General features: G+C 74.1%; 8 protein-coding genes. 3 read left to right on the forward strand and 5 right to left on the reverse strand.

The features are described from left to right. Nucleotides 1-125 precede the first annotated feature (125 nt). The 4 genes from ACZ6KF_RS19205 to recG form a co-directional block, all read right to left on the reverse strand. Nucleotides 126-1,196 (reverse strand): DivIVA domain-containing protein, encoded by a 1,071-nt coding sequence (locus ACZ6KF_RS19205; RefSeq protein ID WP_469159063.1) that lies wholly within the window; start codon nt 1,194-1,196, stop codon nt 126-128. A 69-nt stretch (nt 1,197-1,265) separates the two neighbouring features. Continuing rightward, nucleotides 1,266-1,745, reverse strand: coding sequence for a pantetheine-phosphate adenylyltransferase (coaD, locus tag ACZ6KF_RS19210; protein ID WP_356630160.1), 480 nt, complete (start codon nt 1,743-1,745; stop codon nt 1,266-1,268). A gap of 26 nt (nt 1,746-1,771) precedes the next feature. Beyond that, a complete protein-coding gene (rsmD, locus tag ACZ6KF_RS19215; RefSeq protein ID WP_356630093.1) occupies nt 1,772-2,359 on the reverse strand; it encodes a 16S rRNA (guanine(966)-N(2))-methyltransferase RsmD in 588 nt (195 codons plus the stop codon). A gap of 162 nt (nt 2,360-2,521) precedes the next feature. Then, nucleotides 2,522-4,687: an ATP-dependent DNA helicase RecG gene (gene recG, locus ACZ6KF_RS19220; RefSeq protein WP_469239422.1), complete on the reverse strand. Its 2,166-nt coding sequence runs from the start codon at nt 4,685-4,687 to the stop codon at nt 2,522-2,524. Nucleotides 4,688-4,942: 255 nt separating this feature from the next. On the opposite strand from recG, the gene ACZ6KF_RS19225 reads away from it, so the two are divergent. Then, entirely contained in the window at nt 4,943-6,787 is a 1,845-nt protein-coding gene (locus ACZ6KF_RS19225) for an HSP90 family protein (protein WP_469239341.1), read from the forward strand. After that, on the forward strand, nt 6,784-9,789 hold the full coding sequence (locus ACZ6KF_RS19230) for a tetratricopeptide repeat protein (protein WP_469239343.1): 3,006 nt from the start codon (nt 6,784-6,786) through the stop codon (nt 9,787-9,789). Before ACZ6KF_RS19225 ends, ACZ6KF_RS19230 begins: the two co-directional genes overlap by 4 nt. Nucleotides 9,790-9,819: 30 nt before the next feature. Here ACZ6KF_RS19230 and ACZ6KF_RS19235 read toward each other — a convergent pair whose 3' ends face one another. After that, nucleotides 9,820-11,502 (reverse strand): DAK2 domain-containing protein, encoded by a 1,683-nt coding sequence (locus ACZ6KF_RS19235; RefSeq protein ID WP_469239345.1) that lies wholly within the window; start codon nt 11,500-11,502, stop codon nt 9,820-9,822. A gap of 265 nt (nt 11,503-11,767) precedes the next feature. On the opposite strand from ACZ6KF_RS19235, the gene rpmB reads away from it, so the two are divergent. Then, entirely contained in the window at nt 11,768-11,953 is a 186-nt protein-coding gene (rpmB, locus tag ACZ6KF_RS19240) for a 50S ribosomal protein L28 (RefSeq protein ID WP_004924906.1), read from the forward strand. The last annotated feature ends 258 nt before the right edge of the window (nt 11,954-12,211 follow it).

Here is a 12,211-nt window from a genome sequence, read left to right on the forward strand (position 1 = left end):
ATACTGGACCTTTCGCTGTCGGCCCAATCGGGCCGCCTCGGGCCCTCGGTCCGGTCGCGGCCCGGCCGCGGTGACCGTCCCGTGGCCCGGTTGCGGCCGTCCCGGAGCCCGGTCCGGGTCGGGCGTCAGCCGTTGCCGCGGCCCTGTTCGTACGCCCTGAGCTGCTCGGCGCTGATCATGCCGGTGTCGAAGAGACTGGTCTCGTCGAGCTGCTGCGGCGCCTGCGCGGGGGCCGGGTCGTAGGCGGGCTGCTGCGGGTAGCCGGCGTAGGGGTCGGCCTGCTGGTAGCCGTACGGGTCCTGCGCGGCGTACTGCTGCTGGTAGCCGTACGGGTCCTGCTGGGCCTGCGTGTGCGCCTGTGCGTGGGTCTGCGGCTGGGTCTGGCCGGGGTAGGCGTCGGCGTAGGCGTCCTGGGGCGCGTACGGCTGCTGGGCCGGGACCGGCGCGGGCTGCGGCTGCCGGTCCGGGGCGGGTTCGGCGGTCAGCGCGGCGAGGTCGGCCAGGTAGTCGGCGTCGCTGGTGTGCTGCCGGGTGGTGGTGTCGTCGGCGAGGGCGCCGAGGTCGTCGCTGGCGATCCGGCCGTGCAGCTTCTGCCGGCCGCGGCCGACGGCGTCCAGGGTCTTGGCGAGTACCGCCTCGAAGGCGCCGAGCTTGGCGTCGACGTACGCGTCGGCCGTGCGGCGCAGGGTCTCCGGGTCGTGGCTGCGCTCGGGGGCGTCCTCGTCCGCGTAGCCCTGCTCGTCCAGGCCCGGACCGGTGCCGAGCAGCTTCTCCCGGCCGCGGCCGACCGAGCCGAGGGTCTTGGTGAGGACCACCTCGAAGTTGGCGAGCTTGGAGTCGACGTAGTCGTCGGCCTCCGCGCGGATCTCCTCGGCCTCCTGGCGGGCCTCGGCGAGGATGCGGTCGGCCTCCTCCTGCGAGCGGCGGGCGATCTCGGTGCCGGAGATCAGCGAGCCGCGCTCGGCGTGCGCGCTCTCGATGATCCGCTCGGCCTCCTGGCGGGCCTGCTCGACCAGTTGTTCCCGGCCGCCGATCAGCTCCTGGGCCTGGGCGAGCGAGTCGGGCAGCGCGGCGCGCAGCTCCTCCAGCCGGGCGAGCAGATCGGCGCGGTTGATCACGCACGAGGCCGACATGGGCATGGCCCGGGCACTGGAGACCGCCGCGACGATCTCGTCGAGCTTCTTCTGCACGTCCACCGGTTGGCTCGCCACTCTCTACAGCTGTGTTGGAGACGGACGGGACGACTGTAAGGCCATGAGGCGCCGTCAGTCCTGCCTGAGCCGTTCGGCCAGCGCGCTCAGGACCACCGGGGGCACCAGGTGGGAGACGTCGCCGCCCCAGGTCGCGACCTCCTTGACCAGGGAGGAGGACAGGAAGCTGTAGGTGGGGTTGGTCGGCACGAAGAGGGTCTCCACGCCGGACAGGCCGTTGTTCATCTGGGCCATCTGCAGTTCGTAGTCGAAGTCGCTGACCGCGCGCAGGCCCTTGACGATGGCCGGGATGTCCCGCTCCTTGCAGAAGTCGACGAGGAGGCCGTGGAAGGCCTCGACGCGGACGTTCTCGTACTCGGCGGTGACCTGGCGGATCAGGTCGATCCGCTCGTCGATCTCGAACAGGCCCTTCTTGGCCTTGTTGATCATCACCGCGACGTACACCTCGTCGTAGAGACGGGAGGCGCGGGAAATGATGTCGAGGTGTCCGTTGGTGATCGGGTCGAACGACCCGGGACAGACGGCACGGCGCACTTGAGGTCCCTCGCTCTCCGGTCCGGTCATGGTGCGTCTTCGCACGTAGAGGCGGCGAGACCGTACCAAAACGTTCCCTCGCCGTAACGACGGGCCCGGAGCGCCTCGAAGCCGTCCGGCCAGTGGAAGACGCCGCCTCTGGTGCTGCGCTCCACGGTGACGAGGGCTTCGGCGGCGAGCCACCCCTCCGAGCGGAGTGTGAGCAGGATCTCCCGAAGATCGTCGTCCGACACGGCGTACGGCGGGTCGAGGAAGACCAGGTCGTACGGCTGGGCCGGGGGCGCCGTGCGGATGATCTGCTCGGCCTTGCCCGCCCGCACCTCGGCGCCGGGCAGGCACAGGTTCCGGACGTTCTCCCGGATCGTGCGGACCGCCTTGGCGTCGGCCTCGACCAGGAGGGCGTGCCCGGCCCCGCGGGAGAGTGCCTCCAGGCCCACGGCGCCGGAGCCGGCGTACAGGTCGAGGACGCGTTCGCCGGACAGGGGGCCGCCGAGGAGGGACTGCCAGGTGGAGAAGAGGCCCTCTCGCGCGCGGTCAGAGGTGGGGCGGGTGCCGGTCCCTGGCGGGACGGCCAGGCGGCGTCCGCCGGCTGCGCCGGCGATCACGCGGGTCATCTTCGGTCCTTGTCCGATGCGGGCGGGGTTGGCGGGGTGGTGCTCGACGGGGGCGGTGTTCGGCGGGGTGGGCTCGACGGGGACGGTGTTCGGGACGGTGTTCGGCGGGGTCGTGGAACCAGTCTGGCAGGCGTGGTGGTGGGGCGCCGTTCTCGTGAGCGGTCATCCCTTCTCCAGGTACCGCTCCCGCTCGTCGTCCAGCAGCGCGTCCAGCGCCGTGCGCAGGGCCGGGTGGGACGTGAGGTCGGGGTCCGCCGTCACGAGGGCCGTCGCCTCCTGTCTCGCCTCCGCGATGATCTCCTCGTCCTCGATCACGGCCAGGACCCTGAGACTGGTGCGGGCCCCCGACTGGGCCTGGCCGAGGACGTCGCCCTCGCGGCGCTGCTGGAGGTCGATGCGGGACAGCTCGAAGCCGTCGAGGGTGGCGGCGACCGCGTTCAGGCGCTGGCGGGCGGGGCTCGCCTCGGGCATCTCGGTGACCAGCAGGCACAGGCCGGGAGCGGAACCCCGGCCCACGCGGCCGCGGAGCTGGTGGAGCTGGGAGACGCCGAAGCGGTCGGCGTCCATGATCACCATCGCGGTGGCGTTGGGGACGTTCACGCCGACCTCGACGACCGTCGTGGCGACCAGGACGTCCGTCTCGCCGGCGGCGAAGCGGCGCATCACGGCGTCCTTGTCGTCCGGGGCCATCCTGCCGTGCAGGACCTCCACCTTCAGGCCCTCGAGCGGGCCGGCCGCGAGCTGGTCGGCCACGTCGAGGACGGCGAGCGGCGGGCGCTTGTCGGCGCCCTCGGCCTCGGCGGCCTCCCGCTTCTTCGGGTCCTCCTCCTCGTCGCCGATGCGGGGGCAGACGACGTACGCCTGGTGGCCGCCTGCGACCTCCTCGCGCACGCGTTCCCAGGCACGGGCCAGGAAGTGCGGTTTGTCGGCGGCGGGGACGACATGGCTGGCGATCGGGGAACGGCCTGCCGGGAGCTGGTCGAGGACCGAGGTCTCCAGGTCGCCGAAGACGGTCATGGCGACCGTGCGCGGGATGGGGGTGGCCGTCATGACGAGGAGGTGCGGGGGCTGTTTGCCCTTGCCGCGCAGGGCGTCGCGCTGTTCGACGCCGAAGCGGTGCTGCTCGTCCACGACGACCAGGCCGAGGTCGTGGAACTGGACCTTGTCCTCGATGAGCGCGTGGGTGCCGATGACGATCCCCGCCTCGCCGGTGACGAGGTCGAGCAGCGCCTGCCGGCGGGCGGCGGCGCCCATGGAGCCGGTCAGCAGCACGACCTTGGTGGCGTGCTCGGAGCCGCCGAGCATCCCTCCCTCGGCCAGCTCGCCCATCATCTCGGTGACCGACCGGTGGTGCTGCTGCGCCAGCACCTCGGTCGGCGCGAGCATCGCGGCCTGCCCGCCCGCGTCGACCACGGCGAGCATGGCGCGCAGGGCGACCAAGGTCTTTCCACTGCCCACCTCGCCCTGGAGCAGGCGGTGCATGGGGTGGTCGGTGGCCAGGTCGTCGAAGATCTCCTGGGAGACCTTCCGCTGGCCCTCGGTGAGGGTGAAGGGGAGGCGGTCGTCGAAGGCCGCGAGGAGGCCGTCGGGGCGGGGTCTGCAGGGGACCGCCGGGAGCAGCGCGTCGGTGTGGCGGCGGCGGGCGAGGGCGACCTGGAGGACGAAGGCCTCGTCCCACTTGAGGCGGTCGCGGGCGTCGGCGACGTCCGCCTTGGTGTGCGGGCGGTGGATCTTGAGCAGGGCCTCGGGGAGGGAGACCAGGCCCCGGCCCTCGCGGAGGGACCCGGGCAGCGGGTCGGCTGCCTCCTGGGCGCTGGGCAGGACGGTCTGGATCGCCTTGCCGATCTTCCAGGACTCCAGTTTGGCGGTGGCCGGGTAGATCGGGATGAGGGCGCCCGCCCAGGACTCGGCGGTCTCCCCGGCGGCCTCGCCCGGGTCACCGGGGTCGCCGGGGTCACCGCGCAGCAGTTCGTAGGCGGGGTGGGCCAGTTGCAGCCGGCGGTTGAAGACGGAGACCTTGCCGGCGAACAGCGCGCGGGTGCCGGGCAGGAGTTCCTTGTGGGGTTTGTGGACGCCGTTGCCGAAGAAGACGAGTTGGAGCCGGCCGCTGCCGTCGGTGATCGTCACCTCCAGGCGATGGCCCTTGCCGCGCGGCGCCCTGCTGGAGGCGAAGGTGTGCAGGCGGGCGTCGGCGACCTGGGCGACCACGGTGACGTGCTCGTCCATGGGCAGGTCCGCGAGGTGGGTGAGCCGGCCCCGCTCCTCGTATCTGCGCGGGTAGTGGTGCAGGAGGTCGCCGACGGTGTGCAGGCCGAGGTGCTCGGCCATCACCTTCGCGGTGGCGGGGCCGAGCACCTTCTTCAGTGGTTCGTCCAGTGCGGGCACGGTTCCATTGCACACCACGGCACTGACAACGCCGCGGCGCTCTGGGTTCCAATGCCGTATAAGTCCGAGGAATCCCCTGGTCAGGCGGTTCGGTAGGGCTCTAGGATGACGCGCTCCGGCCATCCCTTCGCGGTCACGGCCTCACCCGGACCGCCCGACCCCGCGCCGCCGGCCGTCTCTCCCGGCAGCGCTGTGACGATGGACTCCCAGACCTCGCAGTCATCCCAGGCATCCCCTTCACCTCACACCTTCCAGGTCGACCTGCGTGGTCTGGTGGACCTGCTCTCCCATCACCTCTACTCCAGCCCCAAGGTCTACCTGCGCGAACTGCTGCAGAACGCCGTGGACGCGATCACCGCCCGGCGCGCGCTGGATCCCGGCGCGCCCGCGCGGGTGCGGCTGTTCGCCGAGGCGGGCGCGCTGCGGGTGGAGGACTCCGGCGTGGGGCTCACCGAGTCCGACGTGCACGACCTGCTGGCCACGATCGGCCGCAGCTCCAAGCGGGCGGAGGCGCTGCACGAGGCGCGTTCCGGGTTCCTCGGGCAGTTCGGGATCGGACTGCTGGCGTGCTTCGTGGTCGCCGAGCGGATCCGCGTGGTCAGCCGCAGCGCCCGTACGCCGGACGCCCGGCCGGTGGAGTGGACGGCGGCGGACGACGGTTCGTACACCGTGCGCACGCTGCCGGACGACGCCCGGCCCGAGCCGGGCACGACCGTGCACCTGGTGCCGCGGCCCGGCGCCGGGGAGTGGCTGGCCGAGGAGCGGGTGCTGGAGCTGGCGCGGGAGTTCGGCTCGCTGCTGCCCTACGACGTCCGGGTGGGCGGGGAGGCCGTCACCGACCTTCCGGCGCCCTGGGACCGGCCGTACCCCTCCCCCGCGAACCGGCGGGCGATGCTGGCCCGGCACTGCCACGACCTGTTCGGCTTCACCCCGCTGGACTCGATCGACCTGAACGTGCCGCTCGCCGGGATCCGGGGGGTGGCGTACGTGCTGCCCTCGGCGGTGAGTCCCGCGCAGCGGGCCCGGCACCGCGTCCACCTCAAGGGCATGCTGCTGACCGAGTGGGCCGAGCAGCTGCTGCCGGACTGGGCGTTCTTCGTGCGCTGCGTACTGGACACGGACAGCCTGCGGCCGACGGCGTCGCGGGAGGCGCTGTACGAGGACGAGACGCTGGCGGCTGTGCGGGACGCGCTCGGGGAGCGGATCAGGTCCTGGCTGACCGGGCTGGCCGCGGGCGATCCGCAGCGGCTGTCGGCCTTCCTGGCCGTGCACCACCTGGGCGTGAAGTCGCTGGCGCGGCACGACGCGGAGATGCTGCGCATCATGCTGCCGTGGCTGCCGTTCGAGACGACGGACGGGCGGGTGTCGCTGGCCGAGTTCGCGCTGCGGCACCCGGTGGTGCACTTCACGCGGACGGTGGAGGAGTTCCGCCAGGTCGCCCCGATCGCGTCGGCGCAGGGCATCGGCGTGGTGAACGGGGGCTACACCTACGACGGCGAGCTGGTCGAGGCACTGCCGTCGGTGCGGCCGGGGACGGTGGTCTCCGAGCTGGACGCCGACACGGTGACCGCGCACCTGGAGGCCGTGGACCCGGCCGAGGAACTGGCGCTGTCGGGATTCCTGGCGGCCGCGCGGGCGGCGCTGGACCCGCTGGGCTGTGACGTGGTGCTGCGCGCGTTCCATCCGCTGTCGGTTCCCGCGCTGCATCTGAGCGACCGGGAGGCGCGGCACGAACAGGCGCGCGCGGAGGCCGAGGAGCGGGCCGACGACCTGTGGGCGGGCATCCTGGGCTCGCTGCGGGGCGGGGCGCCCCGCGCGCGGCTGGTGCTGAACCATCTCAACCCGCTGGTGCGGCGGATCGGTTCGCTGCGCGAACCGGAACTGGTCGGCACGGCGACGGAGTCGTTGTACGGGCAGGCCCTGCTGATGGCGCAGCGCCCGCTGCGGCCGGCCGACTCTGCGCTGCTGAACCGTGCCTTCATCGGCCTCCTGGAATGGGCCACCCACAGTGACACGGACTCCCCGGGGGAGGGGCACCGATGAGTGAGATCTCGGACTTCGAGGAACTGCGCCGGGCGATGGCGGAGAACGCCGAGCAGCCGGAGGGGCCGGCCCGCAACGCGCGCGCGGAGGTCCTGCTCGCGCAGGCGGAGCGGCTGAACATACCGCTGGCCGTGATCGAGGCGCTCGGGCATCAGCTGAAGGTCTACAACTACAGCTCCGAGAAGGACAAGATGTTCGTCCCGTTCGCGCGGCTGCTGCGGATGTGGGACGAGCGGCCCGAGGACTTCGACGCGTACGAGGCGCACTCGCTGCACTGGGTGTTCAAGTGGATGTCGAGCGGGATGCTCGGCCAGCCGCACATCCCGCTCGCCGCCATCGAGAAGTGGCTGGGCGAGATGGAGCACCGCTACCGGCTGGCCGGGTACTCGCAGCGGGCCGTGCGCAGCGCCGAGTTCAGCGTGGCCGCGCACGTCGGCGACCTGCCGCGCGCGGAGCGGGCGTACGCGGCGTGGCTGGCGGCGGACCGGGACGCGATGGCCGACTGTCACGCCTGCGAGCTGAACGGGCAGGGCTGGTGGCAGGCGGTGAGCGGACGGGACGCCGAGGCGCTGGAGCTGTGGGGACCGGTGCTGGAGGGGGAGTTCACCTGCGCGCACGAGCCGCACTCGGTGCTCTCGTCGTCGCTGAAGTCCCTGCTGCGGCTGGGCCGCGTCGACGAGGCGCGGGCCCATCACCTGCGCGGGCTGAGACTCGTGCGGCCGATGGAGAGCATGCGGGGCGCGTACGCGGACCACGTGGAGTTCTGCGCGCTCACCGGGAACGAGGCGCGCGGTCTGGAGCTGCTGGCGGAGCGGCCGGCGTACTTCACCGACGACGGGCATCCGCAAACCCGGCTGGACTTCCTGAGCGTGGTGGCGCTGCTGATGGACCGGCTCACCGCGCGAGGGCTGGGCGGCCGGCAGGTGCCGGGGCCGACGGGGCGGAGCTGGACGGCACGGGAGCTGGGCGCGTACGCGCGCACGGAGGCGCTGGCGCTGGCGGCGCGGTTCGACGCGCGTAACGGAACGTCGTACGTCAGTGAACGCGCCCGCGCGCGGATGGACCAGGAGGCGCTCGTGGAGCGACTCCCGCTCGGTGTGCGCTGCGCACGCCCCGGGTCCACGGCGCACGCCTCGCCGGCGGCCGTGTCGGCGCCCGCCCCCGACGCGGCTCCCGCACCGGACGGCGGTTCCGGACTCTCCGCCCTGCTCGCCGAGGCCCGGCGGCTGTCGGAGACCCTGCGGCCGAACGCCGTGGAGGCCTGGGCGGCGGTCGCGCGGGCCGCCGAGGGCGTCGCGCTCGACGCCCGGGACCGGGCGGAGATCGCCGATCACGAGGCCATGAGCCTGGGCCCGGCGGGCGCGGAGCTGTTCGACCGCGCGGCGCGGCTGTACGCCGAGGCGGGCGACCCCGGTGAGGCGCTGGCGGCACGCGCGCGTGCGGCGTACGTCCGCGCGCTCGGCGGCGACGTGGACGCGGCCGTGGCGGCCGTCGCCGAGGCCTACGACGAGGTCCTCGCGCTGTTCGCCGAGAGCGGCACCGGGGTCCGGCAGACCGCGTCCGTGCTGATCGGGCGGGCGCGCGTCCTGATGCGGCGGGTGATCGAGCCGGACGACTCCTCCGGCGGCCCGGCGGGCGGCGGGGCCCCGCGGGACACCGTCCTGGCGGAGGCCGAGGCCGCCGCGCGCGAGGTGCTGGCGCTGGTGGACGGGCACACCGGCGACGACGTACGGCTGGCCTCGCGGGCGGCGGAGGCGCGGGCGATGCTCGCCGAACTGGCCGTGCACCACGGCGACCTGCGGTCGGCCGCCGGGCTGTTCGCGCAGGCCGCGGCGGCGTACGTCGACGCGGGGCTGCCGTGGTTCGCGGTGGAGTACGAGGCGCGGCTGGCCGGGCTCGCCCATCACCTGGGCGACACGGAGGAGGCCGAGCGGGCACTGCGGGCGGCGCTGGAGCACGGCGGGGCCCAGCTGGAGCCCGTCGGACGCGCCCAGCTGCACCTCCAGCTCGCGGAGCTGCTCGGCGGCCGGGAGCTGCCCGCCGAGGCCGCGGAGCACGCCCTGGAGGCGTCGCACTGGGCCGACGAGGCCGGCGAGAGCCCGACCGTCGGCGCCTGGGCGCGCCATCTGCTGGGCGGGTTCCTGCTGCGTCAGGGGCGGTGGGCCGAGGCGGCGGAGGTGCTGGAGTCGGCGCTGCTCGACCTCACCGCGGAGACGCACGGCGACGGGGCGATCGTGCAGACGCAGTGGTGGCTCGGCGACTGTCTGAGCGAACTCGGCGAGCACCGCGCGGCGGCCGAACGGCGCCTGGAGGCGGCGGAGACCGCCCGGCACTGGCCCGAGCAGCAGGACCACGCCACGCTGGCCCATCTCGCCGCCGAGTCGCTGGGGCGGGCGGGGCTGCGCGACGAGGCGGATCGGGCGTACGTGCGCGCGGGCGAGCTGTGGCGCTCCGTGGGCAACGTCCACGGGCTGGTCCGCTCGCTGCGGGCCCGCGCGTGGCTCGCCCTGAGCACGCAGGACACGGAGGACGGGGAGAGTGCCGAGGACGGCCGGGAGGTGGGGCGGGAGCTGATGGAGGCGGCGGTGGCGGCGTGCGAGTCGGCGCTGCGCACGGCGGCCGACGAGGAGTCCAGGTTCCGGCTCACCGAGGAACTGGGCCACACGCACCGCCAGTTCGGCGACCTGCTCGCCCGCTCGTCGGCCGAGGACGCGGAGGACGGCTCCATCCAGGCCGCCTTCGAGGAGGCGCTGGCCGAGATGGAGGAGGCCGTCGCCCTGTTCGCGTCCCTCGGGTACGAGGCCCTGCACAGCCGCACCGGCGCCGAACTCGCCGCCGGGTGGCTGGAGGCCGACCTGGGCCGCACCGCCCGCGCCGAGTCCCGCGCCCGCGCGGTGCTGGCGGCCTACGCGAACGCCTCCCCCGACGACGAGACGACCCGTGCCCGGCAGGCGGAGGCGGAACAGATGCTGCGGGTGGTGCGGGAGCAGGAGGACGAGTAGCCGCGCGGCCGGCCCGGTTCGGCGGCCCCGCTACTCCACGCCGATGAGCAGCAGCGAACCCTGTCTGCCGCCCCGGTACACCACGGTGTCGACGGCCAGGTAGGCCTCCCGCACGCGGGCCTCCAAGCGGCCCGCGACCGCTTCGGGGGCCTCGTCGCCGAGGACGACGGTCACCAGTTCGCCGCCAGCGGCCAGCATCCGGTCCAGGACCGTCGTGGCGACGGCGGCGACGTCGGTCCCGATGAGGGCGACGTCGCCGTCGATCAGGCCGAGGACGTCGCCGGCCTGGCAGATGCCGGCCGTGGTCCAGGACTGGCGTTCGGCGACGGCGACCTCGCCGTACCGGGTGGCTCCGGCCGCCGACGTCATCGCGACGACGTCCTCGTCGAAGCGGCGTTCCGGCGCGTGCACCGCGAGCGCGGCGATGCCCTGCACCGCCGAGCGCGTCGGGATCAGCGCCACCCGGATGCCCTCGGAGCGGGCCTGCTCGGCCGCCGCGGCGGCGGTGTGGCGCAGCTCGGCGTCGTTGGGCAGCAGCACGACCTCGCGCGCGTGGGCCCGCCGTACCGCCTCCAGCAGCTCCCCGCTGGCCGGCGGCTCCCCGGGGCGCGCGAGCACGGTCGTCGCGCCCGCCTCCGCGTACAGCCCCGCCAGGCCCTCGCCCGGCACAACGGCCACCACGGCACGCTGGGCGCGCTCCCCGGACGGCCAGGGCCCGCGCGCGGCGTGCGCGTCCCCGGCGCCGAAGTGGGTGATCCGGATCCGGTACGGCCGCCCGGCCTCCACGCCCGCCTCCACGGCCGCCCCGGCGTCGTCCACATGGACGTGGACGTTCCACAGCCCGTCCCCGCCGACGACGACCAGCGAGTCCCCGAGCGCGTCGAGCCGCTCCCGCAGCCGGGCCACGGCCGAGTCCTCGGCCTCGAGGAGGTAGATCACCTCGAAGGCGGGCCCGCCCTCCGCGGCGTCCGGGCACTCCCGCCCACCGCCCTCGGCCCTCCCGGCCGCCCCCGGCGACGCCGCCGCCACCGTCGATCCCCCCGGCCACCGTCCCGTGAGCGTCTCCACCAGCGCCGCCAGCACCGCCACCAGCCCCCGCCCGCCGGCGTCGACCACCCCCGCCCGCTCCAGGACCGCCAGCTGTCCCGGCGTCGCGGCGAGGGCCTCGCGCGCCCCCTCGTACGCGGCCCGCGCGACCGCCCCGCAGTCCCCCTCCGTGCCCCCCGCCGCCAGCGCGGCCTCGGCCGCCGCCGAGGCGACGGACAGGACCGTGCCCTCCACGGGACGCGCCACCGCCTGCCGCGCGGAGTCGGCCGCCCGGCGCAGGGCGAGCCCGAGGCCGGGTCCGTCGACGCGGCCGGCCTCGTCCCCGTCCTCGCCGACGAGGACCTCGGCCATGCCGCGCAGCAGTTGCGCGAGGATCGTGCCGGAGTTGCCGCGCGCCCCGATGAGCGCCCCGTGCGCCATGGCCCGTACCGCCTGGGCCAGCGACGGTCCCGTCCCGCCGGTCCGGTGGCCGGCGAACACGGCCTCGACGGCCGACGCCGCGGACTCGACGGTCAGATACAGGTTGGTGCCGGTGTCCCCGTCCGCCACGGGGTACACGTTGATCGCGTCGATCTCCTCCCGGGCGGTGCCCAGCGCCCGGAGCGCGAGACCGCACCAGGTGCGCACCGCCTCCGCGTCGAGGAATGTCTGCGGCACCCGCGCCACCTGCGCCTCCTAGCTGCTGGCAATGGGACGCAGCGTAGTCCCGGAGCCGGTGACCGCCGGACGAGGGCGGGGACGGGGGCCCGGGCGGTCATGGTAGTTTCGTTGTACGGACGCAGTCGTTGTATGCTGCTCCGGTTGCCCGATCCCGATCGGGCCATTCCCCTGGCAGCGCCACTCAGATTTCGACCGCTCGCAGAGCATGAGAATCTCGATTCCGGCATGCCGGGATCAACCGTAAGTGCATCTGAAGTCTTTGGAGTGACCCGTGGCTGCCAACTGCGACGTCTGCGGCAAGGGGCCGGGCTTCGGCAACAACATCTCGCACTCGCACCGCCGTACGCCCCGCCGCTGGAACCCGAACATCCAGCGTGTGCGTACCGTGGTGGGCGGGACGCCGAAGCGCGTGAACGCTTGCACCTCGTGCATCAAGGCCGGCAAGGTCTCGCGCTGACGCTCAGCAACAGCGCGCGGCCACTGTCGGTTCGCTGCACTGAGCCGGTCCATCTCGCATGGACCGGCTTTTTGCATGCCCGCGGCGGCCGGGTCCCGGCGGCCGGGCCTGCGCACATGTCACCCGGCAGCCGTCCGCCGTCACTCCCGGCTGCCGTGCCGTCGGCACTCGTCGTCCCGGCAGCCCCGGCAGCCCGGCGGAACCCGTCAGGCGAAGAGGCACCCGTCATGCCCCGCGGAACCCGTCAGACCCAGAGGC

Source organism: Streptomyces sp. NPDC046379 (assembly GCF_055587785.1).